Source organism: Kitasatospora sp. NPDC101176, assembly GCF_044768035.1.
In the GTDB taxonomy this organism is placed as follows: Bacteria; Actinomycetota; Actinomycetes; order Streptomycetales; family Streptomycetaceae; genus Kitasatospora.
Genome location: NZ_JBIWPA010000004.1, coordinates 314,553 through 333,331, shown reverse-complemented (window position 1 = coordinate 333,331; position 18,779 = coordinate 314,553). Strand labels below are relative to the sequence as shown.

The window sequence follows — 18,779 nt, the reverse complement described above, 5'->3', positions numbered from 1 at the left end:
CCGCACCGCCCGGCGTCACCGGCCCGACCGGCCGGCGGCCCGGCGGCCCCGGCGCCCGGCCGGTCAGTTCACGATCGTGGGCGACAGCGCCGTGAACCAGAGCAGGACGAAGGTCGCCACCGACATGATCGGCACCAGCACCTTGGTCTCCACGCTGTTGCCGCTGCGCTTGATCAGCACCACCTCGTAGCGTTCCTTGTGCGGCCACAGCAGCGGCGCGCCCTTCTTGGTCAGGCAGTCGCCCAGCAGGTGCGCCAGCGTGCCCAGCGCCACCGCGTAGGGCAGCCAGCCGGGCGAGTTCGGCATCCAGGTGTTCATCCCGAAGGTGCCGAGCGCGGACAGCCCGACGATGGTGATCCAGGTCTGCGGACCGTCCCCCGGCGGGCAGAGCCGCAGCGCCCGGATCGCCAGCGCGAGCAGGAAGAACGTCAGCGCGAGGGTGAAGTTCCGGCCCAGGAAGGTGACCCCGGCCCAGGTGCCGCCGCCCGTCAGCGCGACGAAGAGCAGCGAGTGGGTGGCGTGCCGGTGCCCGCCCGAGGCCCAGGCCACGAAGCGGCAGAGGGCCTTGGAGAGCGGGCCGAGGAAGTTGGCGATCGAGCCGTCGTGGTGGTCGAGGTCCGGCAGCAGGGCGGCACCCGCGCACAGCACGGTGCCCATCAGTATGTCCGCGGGCTGCAGCGTGGTGTGCAGCAGCAGCGGGGGCAGGAACGGCGCCGAGGCCGCGTACAGCATCGCCCCGCTGACCGCGTGCGAGTGACCCATCATCGGACTTCCCCGACCTCCCGTGCGACTCACTCCGGGACGGCGCCCGGTTGAGCCGAACGGGTGAGCGCGGCAGAGGCTACCAGGGGGGACTGACGATCCGACGGACATCCGGCGGAGTGCCCCCGGCGCGTCCCCGGTGCTTCCCCAGTGCTTCCCCGCCGGAGGGCGGAGCCGACCGGGTCGGGGGCCCGGCCGGCGGGCGCGGCCCGCCGGCCGCGGTCAGAGCGCGCAGCCCTGGGTGTCCACCCGGCTGCTCGCGGTGCTGCCCTTCTCCGCGTCCTCCCGCACCTCGGCCGCGGTCAGCACGTACCCGGTGTCCGCGCTGTCCAGCGACTTGGCGAACACCACGCCGTACACCTGGCCGTCCGGGGTGAGCAGCGGGCCGCCGCTGTTGCCCTGGCGGACCAGCGAGCGGACCGAGTAGACGTCGCGCACCACCTGGCCGCGGTGGTAGATGTCCGGGCCGTTGGCCTGGATCCGGCCCCGGATGCGGGCCGGCTGGACGTTGAAGGCGCCGTTCTCCGGGAAGCCCGCCACGATCGCGCTGTCGTTGGTCTTCGCCTCGCCCGCGAAGGTCAGCGGGGGCGCGTTCAGCTTGGGGACGTCCAGCACCGCGATGTCGCGCTGCCAGTCGTAGCGGACCACCGTCGCGTCGTACAGCTGGCCCGTCCCGCCGATCTGCACGGTGGGCTCGTCGACCCCGCCCACCACGTGGGCGTTGGTCATCACCCGGTGCGGGGCGAAGACGAACCCGCTGCCCTCCAGGGTCTTGCCGCAGGAGGTGGCGGTGCCGACCACCTTGACCAGGCTCTGCTTCGCCCGCGCCACCGCCGGGGTGCCCGCCAGCGCCGGGTCCGGCGTGTCGACCTGGGTGATCGGCTCGTGCTCGAACGGGTTGAAGACCTGCGGGAAGCCGTTGCGGGCGAGCACCTTGGAGAAGTCCGAGAACCAGTTCGGCGCGTCGTCGGGCAGCGCGTTCTGCACGCCCCCGAGGATCGCCGAGGAGCGGACCTGCTTGGACACCGTCGGCAGCGACGCCCCGGCCAGCGCCGAACCGATCAGCCAGGCCACCAGCAGCATCGAGACCACGTTCACGGCCGAGCCGCCCAGCGCGTCCAGCACCCGTGCCGGACGGCGGTCGATGTGCCCGCGGAGCTTCCAGCCGAAGTGCGCGGTGACCGCCTGGCCGATGGCGGCGAACACGATCACCACCACCACGGCCACCACCGAGGCCGTGGTGCCCGGGCTGAGGTGGTCCAGCAGCAGCGGCAGCAACTGGACGGCCAGCAGCCCGCCGCCCAGGAACCCGACCAGGGACAACACACCCACCACGAAGCCCTGCCGGTAGCCCGACACGGCGAATCCCACGGCAGCGGCGATCAGCAGCACATCCAGGACGTTCACCCCGACACCCTCCCACGGCCCCCGGCCCGGCCGTACCGACGGCCCCTCACGAGGAGCCGGCGTCGCCGCCCGGCAGCGCGCTGGAGTGGTCGAGGTCTCCCTGGACCAGGGCCAGCGCCTCGTCCGAGAGGTCGACGACCCGGGACGGGTCCCAGGGCCGCTCCAGGCCGCTGTGGTGCAGCACCCGGTCGATCACCCCCGCCGTGAACCCCCAGACCAGCCGGCCGGCGACCGCGAAGGCCGGCCCGACGTGCCCGGAGGGGTGCCGCAGCCGCACCCGGTTCGCCGGGTCGGCGAGCTCGGCGACCGGCACCCGGAACACCGCCCCCGTCTCCCCGCGGTCCACCGGCCGCACCGGCGACTCCACCCGCCACCAGCCGAGCACCGGGGTCACCACGAAGCGGCTCACCGGGATGTACAGCGCGGGCAGCGCCGCGAACACCTGCACCCCGGCCGGGTCCAGCCCGGTCTCCTCCCAGGCCTCCCGAAGCGCAGCCGCGACCGGGCCCGGGCCCTGCGGGTCGCCGTCCTCCGGATCCAGCGCGCCGCCCGGGAAGGACGGCTGGCCGGCGTGCGAGCGCAGCGAGCGGGCCCGCTCGATCAACAGGAGGTCCGGCCCGTCCGGCCCCTCGCCGAAGAGCATCAGCACCGCCGCCGCCCGGCCGCCCTCGGCCGGCGGCAGGAAGCGGCTCAGCTGCTCCGGCAGGACCCGCTCGGCCGCCTCCCGCACCGGCTCCAGCCAGGCCGGCAGGCCGTCCCGCTCGATCACCCGGGCCTCCCGCGCCTCCGGCATCTCCTGCGCCCCGCGCGTCACTCGCCCACCGCCAGGTCCGCGACCCGGCCCAGGTGGGCGTCGGCGTCGGCCCGTGCGGCGGCCTCGCCGGGGAAGTCCGCCGGCGGCTTCAACCGCTGGCCGGGCCGACCGCCCATCTCGTACTTGAGCAGCTTGCGCGCCTTCTCCGGGTCCGTCTCGCCCTCCCCGTACGCCGGGCAGAGCGGGGCGATCGGGCAGGCCCCGCAGGCAGGGTTGCGGGAGTGGCAGATCCGGCGGCCGTGGAAGACCACCCGGTGCGACAGCATCGTCCACTCCGACTTCGGGAAGATCTCGGCGACCACCGCCTCGACCTTCACCGGGTCCTCCTCGGCCGTCCAGGCGAACCGCCGGGCCAGCCGCCCGAAGTGGGTGTCCACGGTGATCCCGGGCACTCCGAAGACGTTGCCGAGGACCACGTTGGCGGTCTTGCGGCCCACGCCCGGCAGCGTCACCAGGTCCTCCAGGCGCCCCGGCACCTCGCCGCCGAACCCGTCGCGCAGCGCGACCGAGAGGCCGATCAGCGCCTTCGCCTTGTTCCGGAAGAAGCCGGTCGGGCGGATGACCTCCTCCAGCTCCTCCGGGTTCGCCGCCGCCATGTCCTCCGGCGTCGGGTACTTCGCGAACAGTGCGGGCGTCGTCTGGTTCACCCGCAGGTCCGTGGTCTGCGCCGACAGCACCGTGGCCACCAGCAACTGGAACGGGTTCTCGAAGTCCAGCTCCGGGTGCGCGTACGGGTACAGCTCCGCCAGCTCCCGGTTGATCCGCCGCGCCCGCCGCACCATCGCCAGGTGCGACTCCGGCTTCCTCGCCCTCACGGCCGGCCGGGCCTTCGGTGCCGCGGCCTTCCGGACCTTGCTCTCTGCCATGCACGAAGGCTACTTCGACCGGCCGACCCGTCGGGGCGGATCAGCCCGACCGGTGCCCGGAGGGGCCGCGCCCCGGCAGGCCCCGGTGCGTGCGGGCGCCCGTCCGGGAGCGTCGCGGACGGGCCGTGGAACCATCGCTCGACGGCATCCCCACCCGGAGGACGAGGAACCATGGACGAGGACTTCAAGGACATCCCCACCACCACCCTGGCCGACGTGCTCGGGCGCGAGCGGGTCATGGACGCCGGCATCCGCCCGCTCTGGTCGGGGGCGCCCCGGGTGGCCGGTCCGGCGTTCACCGTGCGGTGCCCGCCGGGCGACAACCTGATGCTGCACGCGGCGATCTACCGGGCCGAGCCGGGCGCCGTGATCGTCGTCGAGTCGGGCGACCCGGACCACGCGCTGGCCGGGGGCAACGTGTGCGCGGTGGCGCAGCGCCGGGGCGTCGCCGCGTTCGTGGCCGACGGCCTGATCCGCGACCTCGGCGAGGTGCGGGAGCTCGGCTTCCCGGTCTTCGCCCGGGGGGTGATCCCGATCCCGGGGGCGAAGCGGGCCCTCGGTGCGCACGGCGGCCCGGTGCGCTGCGGCGGCGTCCTGGTCGCGGCCGGGGACGTGGTGGTGGCCGACGAGGAGGGCGTGGTGGTGGTCCCCGCCGCCGGGCGCGCGCCGACGCTGGCCGCGGCCCGGGCCAAGCTGGCCAAGGAGGCCGCCGAGTCGCTGGACGACTGGGAGGCCGCGCACCGCGCCCGGATCGAGCAGAGCCTCGGCGAGCTGGGCTTCACCTGCTGACGGACCGGCGGGGCGACGGCCCGGGCACCCGGGCCGTCGCCGGTCAGCCCCGGTACGGCCCGTTCAGCCCCCGTACAGCCCGTTCAGCTCGCCGAACCCGAGCGCGCCGTCCAGCTCCCGCACCGTCCCGGGCCCGAGCAGTTCGGCGGCGGCGCGCCGGGCGGCGGTGTAGGCGAGCTGGGCGAGGCCGGTGCCGACGGTGACCCGCCGCACCCCCGCGGCGGCGAGTTCGGCGACGCCCAGCCCCCCGGCGACGGCCATCGCGTTCACCGGCAGCGGGGAGCGCCGGCACAGCTCGGCGAGCAGGTCGAGGTCCAGCAGCCCGGGGACGAAGAGGCCGTCGGCGCCCGCCGCGGCGTAGGCCCCGGCCCGGGCCAGCACGTCGTCGAGTCCGCCCAGCCCGAACAGGAAGACGTCCGTGCGGGCGTTCAGCACCAGCTCGGGGAGGCCGGCGGCGACCGCCGCCGCCCGGGCCGCGCGCAGCCGCCCGGCCTGTTCGGCCACCGGGTGCAGCGGGCCGCCGACGGCGGTCGAGTCCTCCAGGTTGACGCCGACCGCACCGGCCCCGACCAGGGCCGTCACGGTCGCGGCCACGTCGGCGGGCAGCGGACCGTACCCGCCCTCGGCGTCGACGGTGACCGGCACGTCCACGGCCGCGACGATCCGGCGGGCCGCCTCGACGGCCTCCCCCCGGGCCAGCCGGTGGCCGTCCCCGCGGCCGAGCGACCAGGACACGCCACCGCTGGTGGTGGCGATCGCCGGGGCGCCGGCCGAGGCGATGACGGCGGCGCTGCCGGCGTCCCAGGCGTTGGGCAGGACGAGGACGCCGTCCGCGAGGAGCTCGCGCAGCCGCAGCGCCCGCTCGCGGGCCGGGTGGGCGTGGGTGGTGGTGCCAGTGGACATGCGGGATCTCCGTCGTCTTTCGGTGCCGTCCGGTGGTGCGTCCGTCCCCCGCATCGTGCGGCCCGGCCCGGGGCACCCACCAGTGATTAAGCTGGGGCCGAATCTCCGGGGAGGGGCCCGTATGCGCACAGCACTGCACTTCTCCGCGAACGACGTGGCGCTGACCCGCTTCGCGGTCTCCCCGATGCAGGAGGTGGTCGGCGGTCTGCGCGCCCTCGCCGGGGCCGCCGTCCCCGAGCCGCACCGCCGCTGGGCCGAGCAGGTCCGCGGGCGGCTGGCCGCCACCGGGCTGGACCGCGGCCGGCTGGCCGGGATGGTCCCGCACACCGGCCACCTGCCGGACTTCCTCAACCCCGCCCCGGCGGGGTCCTCCCCCACCCTGGCCGAGGAGCTGACGGCGATCGCGGCCACCGGAGCCGCCCAGGTCCGGGCCGACCTCGACCTCCTGGCCGCCGAGGCCGGCGGCCGCCTGCCGCCCGTCCTGGAGCCGCTGTACCGCGACCCGGCGGCACAGCTGCCCCGGCTCACCGCCGAGATCGAGGCGTACTGGCAGCTCGCCCTCGCCCCGTACTGGGCGCGCATCCGCACGCTGCTGGAGGCGGACGTGTTCCACCGCTCCCGGCAGGCCGCCGCGCAGGGCACCGCGCGGATGCTGGACGACCTGCACGAGACGGTCCGCTGGGACGGCACGGCGCTGCTCCTGGACCGGCGGCACTGCGCGGTCACCCGGCTGAACGCCGGGGCCGGGCTGCTGCTCCTGCCGTCCGCCTTCGTCTGGCCGCGGGTGCTGACCAGGGTGCTGCCACCGGATCCCCCGCAGCTGAGCTACCCGGCGCGCGGCGCCGCCGCCCTGTGGGAGTCCCGGCCGGGGACGGCCGAGCGCTCGGACGCGCTGGCCGCGGTGCTCGGCCGGTCCCGGGCCCGGCTGCTCGCGGAACTGGACTCCCCGGCCTCGACCACCGAGCTGGCCCGTCGCACCGGGCTGTCCGCCGCCGGCGTCTCGCAGCACCTGACCGCCCTGCGCGCGGCCGGTCTGACCAGCGCCCACCGGGCCGGCCACAGCGTCCTCTACGCCCGGACGGCGGTGGGCGACGCGCTGTTCGATCCGGCCGACAGCGGGTTCGACCGGCCCGGCGAGGCGTTCGACCCGGCGGTGACCGGGGGCCCGGCCGCCCGGTGACCCGGCGGTACGAATGGCCCCGCGCAGCACACCTCGGCGCACCCCCTCCTCATATGATCGGAGCGACATGCGCCATGCTTGGTGATGCAGAGCACTGTACGGAACTTGCGCCGGACGGCCCACCCGCCGGACGGCCGAGAAGGAGGAAGCACGTGGACGACGTTCTGCGGCGCGCCGCACTCTTCGCGGCACTCGACGACGAACAGGCCGGCGAGCTGCGCGCTTCCATGACCGAGGTCACCCTCGCCCGTGGTGAGTCGCTGTTCCACGAGGGCGACCCGGGTGACCGGCTGTACGTCGTCGCGGAGGGCAAGGTCAAGCTGCACCGCGCCTCCCCGGACGGCCGCGAGAACATGCTCGCCGTCCTCGGCCCCAGCGAGATGATCGGCGAGCTGTCGCTGTTCGACCCGGGCCCGCGCACCGCCACCGCCAGCGCGCTGACCGAGGTCAAGCTGCTGGGCCTGGGCCACGGCGACCTGCAGCCCTGGCTGCACGCCCGCCCCGAGGTCTCCATCGCGCTGCTGCGGGCCATCGCCCGCCGACTGCGCCGGACCAACGACGTGATGTCCGACCTGGTCTTCTCCGACGTGCCCGGCCGCGTCGCCAAGGCCCTGCTGGACCTCTCCCGCCGGTTCGGCGTGCAGTCCGAGGAGGGCATCCACGTGGCCCACGACCTCACCCAGGAGGAGCTGGCCCAGCTGGTCGGCGCCTCCCGCGAGACGGTCAACAAGGCGCTCGCCGACTTCGCCGGCCGCGGCTGGCTGAAGCTGGAGGCGCGCGCGGTGGTCCTGATGGACGTCGAGCGGCTGTCGCGCCGCTCGCGCTGACGCTCCCCACGCCGCGAAGGGCCCGTCCGGACGGACGGGCCCTTCGGCGGTTCCAGGGCGCACCCCGCCGCGCGGGCGGGGCGGCGCGGGCCCGCGCGGGCGCAGGTGCCGGCGGGGGCACACGGGCGGGCGCCGGAGGAACCGGCGCGGCCTCGGCCCCGGTCGGGATCAGCCCTGGTCGGGGATCAGCCCGTGGTCCGCCAGGTACTCCAGCTGCGCCCGCACGGACAGCTCCGCGGCCGGCCAGAGCGCCCGGTCCACGTCGGCGTAGACCCGGGCCACCACCTCGGGCGCCGTCCGGCAGCCTGCCTCGACCGCGGTCTCCACCTGGGCGAGCCGGGTGGCCCGGTGCGCCAGGTAGTAGTCGACCGCGCCAAGGGCGTCGGCGAGCACCGGCCCGTGGCCGGGCAGCACCGTCCGCACGCCGTGCTCCGAGGCCATCGTGTGCAGGTGGCGCAGCGAGTCCAGGTAGTCGCCGAGCCGGCCGTCCGGGTGGGCGACCATCGTGGTGCCGCGTCCGAGCACGGTGTCACCGGTGAGGACGGCGCCGTCGGCGGGCAGGTGGAAGGTCAGCGAGTCCGAGGTGTGACCGGGGGTGGCGACCACCCGCAGGTCGAGGCCGCCGACGTCGAGGCGCTGGCCGTCGACCAGTCCCTCCGAGCCCAGCCGGTGGGCGGGGTCCAGGGCACGCACCTCGGTGCCGGTGAGTTCGGCGAAGCGGGCCGCGCCCTCGGAGTGGTCGGCGTGGCCGTGGGTGAGCAGGGTGAGCGCGACGCGCTTGCCCAGCCGTTCCGCGTGGTCGATCACCCGGCGCAGGTGGCCCTCGTGCAGCGGGCCCGGGTCGATCACCACCGCGAGGTCCGAGCCGGGCTCGGAGAGCAGCCAGGTGTTGGTGCCGTCCAGCGTCATCGGCGACGGGTTCGGCGCCAGTACGCACAGCGCCCGGGGGGTGGCCTCGCCGCCGATGGCGGCGGCGGGGTCACCCGGCAGGAGTCCGCTCACCGGCCGCCCCCGCCGTCGCGGTACAGGGCCCTCAGCGGCAGCATCCGGACGATGGCGCGCTGGGCCAGGTCGGTGAACGGGACCGGGCCGTCACAGGCCGTGGTGCGGGGGGTCAGGCGGCGGGCGGGCATCTCGGGTGCCGTCCGGCGAGCCACGTCGTTGTGGGTCATCGGGCGTCGGTCCTCTCTCTGCGACGGTGCGTCGGGTGGTGCGGTGTGTCGGGTGGTGCGGTGTGTCGGGTGGTGCGGGGTCCGGCCGGCGGGCGGTGCGACGCCGGGTCCGGTGCTCGGTGGGGTGCCGCCCGGGTGACCGGGGTGCCGGTGGGGTGACCGGTCCGGCGCCCGGTGCGGTCAGGCGTCCTCGGGGAAGTCCCCGTCGATGGTCAGTTCGTCGTACCCGGGCCAGCGGACCGTCATCCGGTCGCCCCGGACCTCGGCCCGGCCCAGCACCGGCTCCAGCGAGCGCCCGGCGGCCGCGGTCAGCGCCTCGGCGGCCGAGCGCACCGGCGACAGCTCGCGCAACACCGTCACGGTCGGCGGCAGCATGCCGAACCGGCCCTCCCGGTGGCCGCGGACCGCCTCGGCCGGCGTCAGCCAGGCCACCCGGTCCGCCTCGCCGACCTCCAGGGCGGCGCGCTGGCCGGCCGGCAGCACGGCCACGAAGAACCAGGTGTCGTAGCGGCGCTCCTCGAACTCCGGAGTGACCCAGCGGGCCCAGCCGGCCAGCAGGTCGCTGCGCAGGACCAGGCCGTGGTCGCGGAGGAATTCGGCGAAGGACAGCTCGTGCGCCTCCAGCGCGGCCCGCTCGGCGGACCAGTCGCGCGGCGCGGCGACGCTGTCGGCGTCCGGCCCGGCCAGCAGCACGCCGGCCTCCTCGAAGGTCTCGCGGACGGCCGCGCAGACCACCGCCCGCGCCGTCCGGGCGTCCACCCCGAGCCGCCGGGCCCACTCCTCGGGGGAGGGGCCGGCCCAGCCGGTCTCCACCTCGGCGTCGCGAGGGTCCACCCCGCCGCCCGGGTAGGCGTACATGCCGGCCGCGAAGGCCATCGAGGTGCGCCGGCGCAGCAGGTAGGCCTCCGGGCCGTCGGGGGCGTCGCGCAGCAGCACGACGGTCGCGGCGGGCCGGGGCACCGGCGGGGTCAGCACGCCGGAGTCGACCGCCCGGATCCGGGCAGGCCAACCGGGCGGCATCGGGAGCGTCGTCGCTCGATGGTCCATGCCCGGATGCTAAGCGCACGAAGGCGGGGTTGGACAGGCCCAACCCCGCCTTTCGTGATCACCTCAGGCGGTCTTGACGCGCACCTGGAGCTCGACCTCGACCGGGGCGTCCAGCGGCAGCACCGCGACGCCGACCGCGCTGCGGGCGTGCACCCCGGCCTCGCCCAGCACCTTGCCGAGCAGCTCGCTGGCGCCGTTGATCACGCCGGGCTGGCCGGTGAAGTCGGGGGCGGAGGCGACGAAGCCGACCACCTTCACGACCCGCTCGATCTGGTCCAGGTCGCCGATCACCGACTTGATCGCGGCCAGCGCGTTCAGCGCACAGGTCTGCGCGAGCTCCTTGGCCTCCTCCGGGGACACCTCGGCACCGACCTTGCCGGTGCTCGGCAGCTTGCCGCCGACGACCGGCAGCTGGCCGGAGGTGAACACGAACTCGCCCGAGCGCAGGGCCGGGACGTACGCGGCGACCGGAGCCGCCACCGGCGGCAGGGTCAGGCCCAGGTCGGCGAGCTTCGCCTCGACCTTGCTCATGCGCTCTTCTCCCGCTTGAAGTAGGCCACCAGCTGCTCCGGGTTCGGGCCCGGCACGACCTGGACGAGCTCCCAGCCGTCCATGCCGAAGTTGTCCAGGATCTGCTTGGTGGCGTGCACCAGCAGGGGCGCCGTCATGTATTCCCACTTGGTCATGGCCAGACTCTAGACGAGCGGCCGCGGCGATCGGCGCCGCCGGCGGACCGGCGTGTGAGGTGGCCCACAAAGGGGGCATGATTCAGGCCCGGCCCCCCTGGTGCTCCGGGCATCCGGCGCGGTCCCTGGTTACCCTCGCGAGAGGGCACCCTGGTCACGGGGCGCCCCGCGAGAGGGCACCGCAGGACGGGCCGGCCGACGGAGCGGCCTCCGGCCCACGGAGACGGACGGAGAAGGAGCGTGGCACGCACCCCCGGCCAGGCGGCCCGGCGCGACCCCGACTGGGAGGGCGTCCGGCTGCACGTGGTCAGCGGCAAGGGCGGCACCGGGAAGACCACGCTGGCCGCGGCGCTGGCACTGGCGCTCGCCGCCGACGGCGGGCGGGTGCTCCTGATCGAGGTCGAGGGGCGGCAGGGCGTCGCCGAGCTGTTCGGGATCGCCGCACTCCCGTACGAGGAGCGCCGGATCGCCTCGGTCTCCCGGACCCAGCTGGGCCTGCCGGCCGGTGGCGGGGCGGGCGAGGTGTTCGCGCTGGCCATCGACACCGAGCTGGCGCTGCTGGAGTACCTGGAGATGTTCTACAAGCTCGGCCGGGCCGGAAAGGCGCTGCAGAAGGTCGGCTTCGTCGACTTCGCCACCACCATCGCGCCCGGCGTGCGGGACGTCCTGCTCACCGGGAAGGCCTGCGAGGCGGCCCGGCGCAAGGGCCCCGACGGCCGCCGACGGTACGACGCCGTCGTGATGGACGCGCCGCCGACCGGGCGGCTCACCCGCTTCCTGAACGTCAACGCCGAGGTCGCCGGGCTGGCCCGGATCGGCCCGATACACACCCAGGCGCAGGCCGTGATGCGGGTGCTGAAGTCGCCGGAGACGGCGGTGCACCTGGTCACCCTGTTGGAGGAGATGCCGGTGCAGGAGACGGTCGACGGCTTCGCCGAGCTGCGCGAGGCCGGGCTCCCGGTGGGCGGGGTGCTGGTCAACATGGTCCGGCCGCCGGTGCTGGACGCCGCCGCCGTGGCCGCGGTCGACGGGGACCACCGCGAGGAGGTCGCCCTGGCGCTCGGCGAGGCCGGGCTCGGAGGGCGCTCGCGCCGCCCGGAGACCGTCCGGGCCGCCGTGGAGCCGCTGCTGGACCCGCTGCTGGAACAGGCCCGGGAGCACGCCGAACGCGTCGAGCTGGAGCGCGAACAGCGCGCCGACCTGCAGCAGCTGCGGCTGCCCACGTACGAACTGCCGCTGCTGGGCGAGGGCGTGGACCTCGGGGGGCTGTACCGGCTGGCGGCCGAACTGAAGCGGCAGGGGGCGGCGTGACGAACGGCGGAACGACCGGCAGCGGAACGCGCGGCGGCGGGGCGACCGGCGGTGCGGCGACGAACGGCGGAGCGGCCGGCGGAGGCGGCGGTGTCCGGGCCACCGGCAGCCGGCTCGCCGTGGACGCCCTGATCGACGACCCGGGGACGCGGATCATCGTCTGCTGCGGTTCCGGCGGCGTCGGCAAGACCACCACCGCCGCGGCGATCGGACTGCGCGCCGCCGAGCGCGGCCGCAAGGTCGTGGTGCTCACCATCGACCCGGCCCGGCGCCTCGCCCAGTCCATGGGCCTGACCGAACTGGACAACACCCCGCGGGTGGTCAAGGGCGTCGCCGGGGACGGCGAGCTGCAGGCCATGATGCTCGACATGAAGCGGACCTTCGACGAGGTCGTGCTCGCCCACGCCGAGCCCGAGCGGGCCAGGGCGATCATGGAGAACCCGTTCTACCAGTCCCTGTCGGCCGGCTTCGCGGGCACGCAGGAGTACATGGCGATGGAGAAGCTCGGGCAGCTGCGCGACGCCGAAGAGTGGGACCTGATCGTCGTCGACACCCCGCCGTCCCGCTCGGCGCTGGACTTCCTGGACGCGCCCAACCGGCTCGGGTCCTTCCTCGACGGCCGGGTGATCCGCATCCTGACCGCCCCGGCCAAGGTCGGCGGCCGCAGCGCGATGAGGTTCCTCAACGCCGGCATGGGCCTGCTCACGGGCACCCTGGGGAAGATCTTCGGCGCCCAGCTGCTGACGGACGTCCAGACCTTCGTCAGCGCGATGGACTCGATGTTCGGCGGCTTCCGCGAGCGCGCCGACCGCACGTACCAGCTGCTCAAGGCGCCGGGCACGGCGTTCCTGGTGGTGGCCGCGCCGGAGCGGGACGCGCTGCGCGAGGCGGCGTACTTCGTGGACCGGCTCGCCGCCGACCGGATGCCGCTGGCCGGGCTGGTGCTCAACCGGGTGCACGGTTCCGGCGCGCCGCAGCTCACCGCGGAGCGGGCGCTGGCGGCTGCCGAGGCACTGGAGGAGAACGGCTCGGAGCACTCCTCGCCCGAGGCCGAACAGCTCGCGGCGGGACTGCTGCGGCTGCACGCCGAGCGGATGCAGATCATGGGGCGGGAACGGCGCACCAGGGACCGCTTCGTCTCGGTCTACCCGGACGTGCCGATCGTGGAGGTCGCCGCGCTGCCGGGCGACGTGCACGACCTGGACGGCCTGCGGGCGATCGGGGACCGGCTCAGCGGCGCCGCGTAGGCGCCGGTCCGGCCGGCCCGGCCGGGCAACCGCCCCGGTCGGGCGGTCAGCCCGCCTGGGCGTAGTCGGTCAGTATCACACCGGTGGCGAGGGACTCCTCGTACTCGGTGCGGGCCGTCTCCAGCAGCCTCCGCCACGAGATGACCGTCGGGCGGCGGCGCAGCAGTGCCCGGCGCTCGCGTTCCGTCATCCCGCCCCAGACTCCGAACTCGACCCGGTTGTCCAGCGCGTCCGCGAGGCACTCCGTGCGGACGGGGCAGCCGCTGCACACCGCCTTCGCGCGGTTCTGCGCGGCCCCCTGGACGAACAACTCGTCCGGATCACTCGTGCGGCAGGCGGCCTGCGCACTCCAGTCGTCAACCCAGCCCATCCCGGCGCCGTCCTCTCCCGTATTCGAGGCTCCCCCACGGCGGCAACGGCATATTCACCGTTGCCAGTTGAGGACGTTACGGAAGAACGACAGCTTGCAACAGCCCCTTCGGGCTCAATCTCGAATGACCCGATTGGACTATGGGTATCGGTCAGCTCACTCGTTGGAGTGATCGCAGGTCGCAAGCCTTGCCAAACACGCCGAGGCCACTCTCGCCACGCGCGTCGCTACGGAGCGCTACCGCCCACAGGTGCACAGCAGGCCACAGCTGCCTCAAAACCCACCCAAGAAAGGGCAATTCGGGCAAGTCTCCGCACTCACAAGAGTGAATGATGTTGACGCACCGAAGCTGTCGCAAGCTTGTGACAAGCCTAGGCGAACACCTGCCCCTATGTGCGGGATTCGGGGACGTAGGGTTCTCCTCATGGCACCGAAGCGCCCCCAGGCACCCCAGCCCCCAGGCAACCCCGGAGCTCCGCGCGGCAAGCGCAGCGGATCACCGCTGGACTTCGCGGGGCACGGAGTGAAGTTCCTGGGCGTCAGCGTGCTCTCCGGAGTCCTGCTGGCAGGCCTCGCCCTGCCCGCCGTCGGCGCCATCGGGCTGACCGCCAAGGACACGGCGGAGAGCTTCGAGAACATCCCCGACGACTTCAAGACCCCGCCGCTCACCCAGGCGACCCAGATCTTCGACGCCAAGGGCGGGCTGATCGCCAAGGTGTACGAGCGCGACCGCACCGTCATCACCGCCGACCAGATGTCGCCGTTCATGCGGCACGCCCAGGTCGACATCGAGGACGCCCGGTTCTACGAGCACGGCGCCGTCGACCTCAAGGGCGTGCTGCGCGCCATCAGCAAGAACGCCGAGAGCGGCACCGCCTCCCAGGGCGCCTCGACGCTGACCCAGCAGTACGTGAAGAACGTCAACGTCGAGAAGGCCGGCGACGACCAGGCCGCCGTCCTGGAGGCCCAGCGCAAGACCCTGGGCCGCAAGATCCAGGAGCTCAAGGTCGCGATCAAGCTGGAGGAGGACCTGACGAAGGACCAGATCCTCACCAACTACCTCAACATCACCTTCTACGGCCACCAGGCCTACGGGGTCGAGGCCGCCTCCCAGCGCTACTTCAGCAAGAGCAACAAGGACCTGACCGTCGCCGAGGCCGCAACCCTGGCCGGCATGGTGCAGAACCCGTCGTCCTTCGACCCGGTGCGCTACCCCGACAACACGGTCAAGCGCCGCAACGTCGTGATCGACAAGATGCTCGAGAACAAGCACATCACCGCGGACCAGGCCAAGGAGGCGAAGGCCGCCCCGCTGGGCCTGAAGTACAAGGACCCGCAGAACGGCTGCATCACCGCCCAGGCCGGCATGGGCTTCTTCTGCGACTACGTGCGCCACGTCGTCAAGCAGGACCCGGTGTTCGGCAAGAACGCCGCGGACCGCAAGAAGCTGTGGGACACCGGCGGCCTGAACATCTACACCACGCTGGACCCGGACAAGCAGGCCGCCGCCCAGGCCGCCGTGACCAACCCGAAGAAGGTCCTCGTGACCGACCCGGTGTCGGCCGCGGCGACCATGATGGAGCCCGGCACCGGCAAGATCCTGGCGATGGCCCAGACCCGCCCGTACGGCCTGGACCCGAACAAGAACCAGACCGTCGTCAACCTCAACGTCGACGCCTCGATGGGCGGCGGCAACGGCTTCCAGACCGGCTCGACCTTCAAGCCGATCCTCGCCGCGGCGGCCCTGGAGTCGGGCATGCAGCCCACCCAGCCGTTCCCGTCCGAGAACAAGATCGACTACCCGAACATGTCCACCTGCTCGGGCACCTGGAAGAACACCGACAAGCCCAAGGCCACGGTGAAGAACGAGTCGCCCAGCGAGGTCGGCCCGTACGAGCTGAAGGAGGCGATGGCCCGCTCGGTCAACACCTACTTCGTCCAGATGGAGCAGCAGGTCGGCCTCTGCGCGATGAAGCAGATGGCCAACAAGCTGGGCATCACCCAGTCCGCCAAGGGCGACCCCTTCCAGGAGGTCCCCTCGATGGTCCTCGGCACCCTGGAGCTCAGCCCGCTGACCATGGCGAACGTCTACGCGACCTTCGCCGCCCGCGGCAAGTACTGCACCCCGGTCGCGATCACCAAGATCTCCACGGTCGACGGCAAGGACGTCAAGGTCCCGCAGTCCAGCTGCAGCCAGGCCTTCTCCGAGAACACCGCGGACGCGCTCAACACCGTCCTGCTCAACGTGACGGAGAAGGGCACCGGCGCCTCCCTCGGCCTGGAGGACGGCCGCCAGATCGCCGGCAAGACCGGTACCACGGACGAGAAGAAGGCCGCCTGGTTCAGCGGCTACACCCCGTCCCTCGCCACCTCGGTCTGGCTCGGCGGCCCGGCCGGCGGCGTCAAGATGAAGAACATCAAGATCGGTGACACCTACTACGGCAGCGACGGCGTCTTCGGCGCCACCGGGCCGGGCCCGATCTGGAAGCTCGCCATGGACCAGGCCCTGCGCGGCACGCCCAAGGACCAGCTGCAGACCATCAACATCCCGGACCCGGCGCCCAAGCCGGACCCGAACGCCACGCCGACCGGCGGGGCCACCCCGCCGGCCGACCCGAACGCCCAGCCCGGCGGCAACCCGCCGCCGCCGGCCGGGAACCCCGGCGGGAACAACGGCGGCGGCCCCGGCGGCGGCCCCGGCGGGGGCAACAACGCCGGCGGGATGATCGGCGGCGGGTTCACCTTCCCGCCGGGCGTCATCGGCGGGAACGGCGGCAACGGCGGCAAGCACGGCGGCAACAACGGCTGAGTGCCGACCGGGCGGCCGAACGGCCCGGCCCGGTGAAGGCGCCGCACGGTGAAGGGGCGCCCTCCGAGATCACTCTCGGAGGGCGCCCCTCGTGGTTCCGGCGGCCGCCCGGGACGGCCCGGGCGGCACCGGGCGGCCCGGCGGGGATCAGCCCGTCAGCGCGGCCTTCACCGCGGCGGCCACCCGGCCGCCCTCGGCCAGGCCGTCCACCTTCGGCTTCACCAGCTTCATCACGGCGCCCATCGCCTGCGGACCGGTCGCGCCGCTCTCGGCCACGGCGGCCGCCACGATCGCCGTCAGCTCCTCGTCGGAGAGCTGCTTGGGCAGGTACCCCGCCAGCAGCTCGCCCTCCGCCCGCTCCCGGGCGGCCTGGTCGGCACGGCCGGCGGCGTCGAACGCCTCGGCGGCCTCCCGGCGCTTCTTCGTCTCACGGCCGATCACCTTGAGCACCTCGGCGTCGGACAGCTCGCGCTTCTCCTTGCCCGCCACCTCCTCGCTGGTGACGGCGGACAGCGTGAGCCGGATGGTGGACGAGCGCAGCTCGTCCCGGTCCCTGATGGCAGCCGTGAGGTCCTCCTGCAGCTGCGCCTTGAGCGTGGTCATGGCCCCGAGTCTCCCACCTGCGGAGTTCACCCGCTTGCCATTAACCGGGATCGCTGGTCGCGGGCGGGCCCGGGCGCCGGATCCGGACCCGGCGCCCGGGCGTAACCGCCTAGCCTGGTTACATGACGGACGGAGACCGGACCACCCCCGCCGGACTGACCCTGACCACCGCCCGGGGCACCGCCTTCCGCTTCGACGCGGGCGCCCTCTGCCTCGAACTGCTCACCACCGGAGGCCCCGGCCCGTACGCCCGGCACGAGGCCCTGCACCAGCCGTCCGACCTCGCCCGGTGGCTGCCCCGCTCCCGGCTGCGGCTGCCCGCCGGGGCCGTCCGGATCGACCCCGACCAGCTCGCCGCCACCCGCACCCTGCGCGACGCGCTCTGGCGCCTCACCGCCGCCCGCGCCCACGCCCGCCCCGGCGCCGCCGACGACTACGCCGTCCTCAACCGGGCCGCCGCCCACCCGCCGCTCGCCCCCCAGATCGCCCCCGACGGCACCGCCGCCGCCCCGCTGCCCGCCGACGGGCACCAGCTCGCCGCCACCTTCGCCCGGGACGCCATCGCCCTGCTCACCGGCCCCCACGCGGACCGGATCCGCGCGTGCGCAGCCCCCGACTGCCGGCTGGTCTTCGTCGACACCTCGCGCCCCGGCCGGCGCCGCTGGTGCTCGATGGAACGCTGCGGCAACCGGCACAAGGTCCGGGCCCTGCGGGTCCGGCGCACCCGGGACTGACCCGCGCCCGACGGGCCGGCCCGGGCCTCCCACCGGCCACCGGACGTTCACCGGCTGATCCACCGTCTGAGAGCATGGGGCGATGCGACCGCTGTACTCCGTTCCCCTCGGCTTCGCCGCCGCCGGCGCCGCCTGCCTCGCCTACTCCGTCGGGTACGAGGTCCGTTCCTTCCGGCTCCGCCGGGTCGAGGTCCCCGTCCTGCCCCACGGCGCCCGGCCCATCCGGGTACTGCAGGTCTCCGACATCCACATGGTCACCGGACAGGGCAAGAAGCAGCGCTGGCTGAAGAGCCTCGCCGGGCTCCGCCCCGACCTCGTCGTCAACACCGGGGACAACCTCTCCGACCCGCTCGGCGTCCCCGCCACCCTCGACGCGCTCGGGCCGCTCATGGAGTTCCCCGGCGTCTACGTCTTCGGCTCCAACGACTACTACGGCCCGGCCCGCAAGAACCCCGCCCGCTACCTCCAGGCGATGCGCAGCGGCGACCACGGCCTGAACAACGCCGACGGCAGCGCCCGGCGCGGCATCACCGGCGCCGTCCACAACCCGTGGGAGAAGCTCCGCGACGGCTTCGGCTCGGCCGGCTGGCTCGACCTCACCAACACCCGCGGCCGGCTCACCGTCGGTGGCCTCGACCTCGAGTTCACCGGACTCGACGACCCGCACATCCGGCGCGACCGCTACAGCGAGGTCGCCGGCGGCCCCTCCGCCGACGCCGACCTCTCGCTCGCCGTCGTCCACGCGCCCTACCTGCGCGTGCTCGACGCCTTCACCGCCGACCGCTACCCGCTGATCCTCGCCGGGCACACCCACGGCGGCCAGCTCTGCATCCCCTTCTACGGCGCCCTCGTCACCAACTGCGACATCGACACCCGGCGGGTCAAGGGCCTCTCCACCCACCAGGCCGGCGGACGCCGCTCCTACCTGCACGTCTCGGCCGGCTGCGGCACCAACCGCTACACCCCCGTCCGCTTCGCCTGCCCCCCGGAGGCCACCCTCCTCACCCTCACCCCGGCCCCCCGCTGACCTGCGGCGGACGCCCGCCGAGAACCGGATTTCGTGTCTCGGCGAGCGTCCGGTAGAGTTCTACTCGTTGCGACGGAGACAGAGCAACGAAACGCAGGACCGGGGTGTGGCGCAGCTTGGTAGCGCGCTTCGTTCGGGACGAAGAGGCCGTGGGTTCAAATCCCGCCACCCCGACCCAATGCAGAGGCCCTGCCGGAGAAATCCGGCAGGGCCTCTGTCGTCGTT

Annotated in this window: 20 protein-coding genes and 1 tRNA gene; 9 read left to right on the top strand and 12 right to left on the bottom strand. The window is 74.1% G+C overall.

Translation table 11 applies throughout. From position 1 onward, the window contains the following. Positions 1-63 precede the first annotated feature (63 nt). The 4 genes from ACIRS1_RS09235 to nth all read right to left on the bottom strand — a co-directional run bounded on the left by ACIRS1_RS09235 (position 64) and on the right by nth (position 3,849). Positions 64-765 (bottom strand): metal-dependent hydrolase, encoded by a 702-nt coding sequence (locus tag ACIRS1_RS09235; RefSeq protein WP_402838087.1) that lies wholly within the window; start codon positions 763-765, stop codon positions 64-66. A gap of 219 nt (positions 766-984) precedes the next feature. Continuing rightward, complete coding sequence (locus ACIRS1_RS09230) at positions 985-2,169, bottom strand: MarP family serine protease (RefSeq protein ID WP_360205502.1); 1,185 nt, start codon at positions 2,167-2,169, stop codon at positions 985-987. A 46-nt stretch (positions 2,170-2,215) separates the two neighbouring features. Beyond that, a complete protein-coding gene (locus tag ACIRS1_RS09225; RefSeq protein WP_387900685.1) occupies positions 2,216-2,962 on the bottom strand; it encodes an NUDIX hydrolase in 747 nt (248 codons plus the stop codon). A gap of 17 nt (positions 2,963-2,979) precedes the next feature. After that, complete coding sequence (nth, locus tag ACIRS1_RS09220) at positions 2,980-3,849, bottom strand: endonuclease III (RefSeq protein WP_360205508.1); 870 nt, start codon at positions 3,847-3,849, stop codon at positions 2,980-2,982. Positions 3,850-4,020: 171 nt separating this feature from the next. Here nth and ACIRS1_RS09215 point away from each other — a divergent pair, with 171 nt between their 5' ends. Further along, on the top strand, positions 4,021-4,638 hold the full coding sequence (locus ACIRS1_RS09215; RefSeq protein WP_402838084.1) for an RraA family protein: 618 nt from the start codon (positions 4,021-4,023) through the stop codon (positions 4,636-4,638). Positions 4,639-4,701: 63 nt separating this feature from the next. Here ACIRS1_RS09215 and ACIRS1_RS09210 read toward each other — a convergent pair whose 3' ends face one another. After that, positions 4,702-5,541 (bottom strand): isocitrate lyase/phosphoenolpyruvate mutase family protein, encoded by an 840-nt coding sequence (locus ACIRS1_RS09210; protein WP_402838082.1) that lies wholly within the window; start codon positions 5,539-5,541, stop codon positions 4,702-4,704. A gap of 121 nt (positions 5,542-5,662) precedes the next feature. Between ACIRS1_RS09210 and ACIRS1_RS09205 the strand changes: the two genes are divergently transcribed. Continuing rightward, entirely contained in the window at positions 5,663-6,721 is a 1,059-nt protein-coding gene (locus ACIRS1_RS09205; protein ID WP_402838080.1) for an ArsR/SmtB family transcription factor, read from the top strand. A 152-nt stretch (positions 6,722-6,873) separates the two neighbouring features. Further along, on the top strand, positions 6,874-7,548 hold the full coding sequence (locus ACIRS1_RS09200) for a Crp/Fnr family transcriptional regulator (protein WP_030240972.1): 675 nt from the start codon (positions 6,874-6,876) through the stop codon (positions 7,546-7,548). Between the two features lie 168 nt (positions 7,549-7,716). On the opposite strand, the gene ACIRS1_RS09195 is transcribed toward ACIRS1_RS09200, so the two are convergent. The 5 genes from ACIRS1_RS09195 to ACIRS1_RS09175 all read right to left on the bottom strand — a co-directional run bounded on the left by ACIRS1_RS09195 (position 7,717) and on the right by ACIRS1_RS09175 (position 10,453). Continuing rightward, positions 7,717-8,550, bottom strand: a complete 834-nt coding sequence (locus ACIRS1_RS09195) for an MBL fold metallo-hydrolase (RefSeq protein WP_360205519.1) — start codon at positions 8,548-8,550, stop codon at positions 7,717-7,719. Next, entirely contained in the window at positions 8,547-8,720 is a 174-nt protein-coding gene (locus ACIRS1_RS09190; protein ID WP_360205521.1) for a hypothetical protein, read from the bottom strand. The genes ACIRS1_RS09195 and ACIRS1_RS09190 overlap by 4 nt, the downstream gene beginning before the upstream one ends. Positions 8,721-8,900: 180 nt before the next feature. Then, positions 8,901-9,767, bottom strand: a complete 867-nt coding sequence (locus ACIRS1_RS09185) for an NUDIX hydrolase (RefSeq protein ID WP_360205524.1) — start codon at positions 9,765-9,767, stop codon at positions 8,901-8,903. Positions 9,768-9,830: 63 nt separating this feature from the next. Then, entirely contained in the window at positions 9,831-10,298 is a 468-nt protein-coding gene (locus tag ACIRS1_RS09180) for a RidA family protein (RefSeq protein WP_360205526.1), read from the bottom strand. Continuing rightward, positions 10,295-10,453: a hypothetical protein gene (locus ACIRS1_RS09175; protein WP_360205529.1), complete on the bottom strand. Its 159-nt coding sequence runs from the start codon at positions 10,451-10,453 to the stop codon at positions 10,295-10,297. Before ACIRS1_RS09175 ends, ACIRS1_RS09180 begins: the two co-directional genes overlap by 4 nt. A gap of 240 nt (positions 10,454-10,693) precedes the next feature. Between ACIRS1_RS09175 and ACIRS1_RS09170 the strand changes: the two genes are divergently transcribed. After that, a complete protein-coding gene (locus ACIRS1_RS09170; protein WP_360205532.1) occupies positions 10,694-11,764 on the top strand; it encodes an ArsA-related P-loop ATPase in 1,071 nt (356 codons plus the stop codon). Next, positions 11,761-13,011, top strand: coding sequence for an ArsA family ATPase (locus ACIRS1_RS09165; RefSeq protein WP_396317036.1), 1,251 nt, complete (start codon positions 11,761-11,763; stop codon positions 13,009-13,011). The genes ACIRS1_RS09170 and ACIRS1_RS09165 overlap by 4 nt, the downstream gene beginning before the upstream one ends. Positions 13,012-13,057: 46 nt before the next feature. On the opposite strand, the gene ACIRS1_RS09160 is transcribed toward ACIRS1_RS09165, so the two are convergent. Continuing rightward, positions 13,058-13,381 carry a WhiB family transcriptional regulator gene (locus tag ACIRS1_RS09160; protein ID WP_030240986.1) on the bottom strand — a complete coding sequence of 108 codons (324 nt, stop codon included), beginning with the start codon at positions 13,379-13,381 and terminating at the stop codon, positions 13,058-13,060. A 424-nt stretch (positions 13,382-13,805) separates the two neighbouring features. Between ACIRS1_RS09160 and ACIRS1_RS09155 the strand changes: the two genes are divergently transcribed. After that, positions 13,806-16,190 carry a transglycosylase domain-containing protein gene (locus tag ACIRS1_RS09155; protein ID WP_402838076.1) on the top strand — a complete coding sequence of 795 codons (2,385 nt, stop codon included), beginning with the start codon at positions 13,806-13,808 and terminating at the stop codon, positions 16,188-16,190. 147 nt (positions 16,191-16,337) lie between these two features. On the opposite strand, the gene ACIRS1_RS09150 is transcribed toward ACIRS1_RS09155, so the two are convergent. After that, positions 16,338-16,793 carry a GatB/YqeY domain-containing protein gene (locus ACIRS1_RS09150; RefSeq protein WP_360205537.1) on the bottom strand — a complete coding sequence of 152 codons (456 nt, stop codon included), beginning with the start codon at positions 16,791-16,793 and terminating at the stop codon, positions 16,338-16,340. A 122-nt stretch (positions 16,794-16,915) separates the two neighbouring features. On the opposite strand from ACIRS1_RS09150, the gene ACIRS1_RS09145 reads away from it, so the two are divergent. From ACIRS1_RS09145 to ACIRS1_RS09135, 3 genes are all read left to right on the top strand, one after another. After that, entirely contained in the window at positions 16,916-17,527 is a 612-nt protein-coding gene (locus tag ACIRS1_RS09145) for a CGNR zinc finger domain-containing protein (protein WP_402838074.1), read from the top strand. Between the two features lie 82 nt (positions 17,528-17,609). Further along, positions 17,610-18,554, top strand: coding sequence for a metallophosphoesterase (locus tag ACIRS1_RS09140; protein ID WP_402838072.1), 945 nt, complete (start codon positions 17,610-17,612; stop codon positions 18,552-18,554). Between the two features lie 100 nt (positions 18,555-18,654). Then, positions 18,655-18,728 (top strand) — tRNA-Pro (locus ACIRS1_RS09135). Positions 18,729-18,779: the final 51 nt, after the last annotated feature.

Excerpts from the sequence above, each read along its gene's own strand:
- ACIRS1_RS09215 (WP_402838084.1), top strand. The coding sequence starts at position 4,021 with ATGGACGAGGACTTCAAGGACATCCCCACCACCACCCTGGCCGACGTG.
- ACIRS1_RS09205 (WP_402838080.1), top strand. The coding sequence starts at position 5,663 with ATGCGCACAGCACTGCACTTCTCCGCGAACGACGTGGCGCTGACCCGC.
- ACIRS1_RS09185 (WP_360205524.1), bottom strand. The coding sequence starts at position 9,767 with ATGGACCATCGAGCGACGACGCTCCCGATGCCGCCCGGTTGGCCTGCC.
- ACIRS1_RS09150 (WP_360205537.1), bottom strand. The coding sequence starts at position 16,793 with ATGACCACGCTCAAGGCGCAGCTGCAGGAGGACCTCACGGCTGCCATC.
- ACIRS1_RS09175 (WP_360205529.1), bottom strand. The coding sequence starts at position 10,453 with ATGACCAAGTGGGAATACATGACGGCGCCCCTGCTGGTGCACGCCACC.
- ACIRS1_RS09160 (WP_030240986.1), bottom strand. The coding sequence starts at position 13,381 with ATGGGCTGGGTTGACGACTGGAGTGCGCAGGCCGCCTGCCGCACGAGT.
- ACIRS1_RS09155 (WP_402838076.1), top strand. The coding sequence starts at position 13,806 with ATGGCACCGAAGCGCCCCCAGGCACCCCAGCCCCCAGGCAACCCCGGA.
- ACIRS1_RS09235 (WP_402838087.1), bottom strand. The coding sequence starts at position 765 with ATGATGGGTCACTCGCACGCGGTCAGCGGGGCGATGCTGTACGCGGCC.
- ACIRS1_RS09210 (WP_402838082.1), bottom strand. The coding sequence starts at position 5,541 with ATGTCCACTGGCACCACCACCCACGCCCACCCGGCCCGCGAGCGGGCG.
- ACIRS1_RS09180 (WP_360205526.1), bottom strand. The coding sequence starts at position 10,298 with ATGAGCAAGGTCGAGGCGAAGCTCGCCGACCTGGGCCTGACCCTGCCG.
- ACIRS1_RS09225 (WP_387900685.1), bottom strand. The coding sequence starts at position 2,962 with ATGCCGGAGGCGCGGGAGGCCCGGGTGATCGAGCGGGACGGCCTGCCG.
- ACIRS1_RS09140 (WP_402838072.1), top strand. The coding sequence starts at position 17,610 with ATGCGACCGCTGTACTCCGTTCCCCTCGGCTTCGCCGCCGCCGGCGCC.
- nth (WP_360205508.1), bottom strand. The coding sequence starts at position 3,849 with ATGGCAGAGAGCAAGGTCCGGAAGGCCGCGGCACCGAAGGCCCGGCCG.
- ACIRS1_RS09190 (WP_360205521.1), bottom strand. The coding sequence starts at position 8,720 with ATGACCCACAACGACGTGGCTCGCCGGACGGCACCCGAGATGCCCGCC.
- ACIRS1_RS09145 (WP_402838074.1), top strand. The coding sequence starts at position 16,916 with ATGACGGACGGAGACCGGACCACCCCCGCCGGACTGACCCTGACCACC.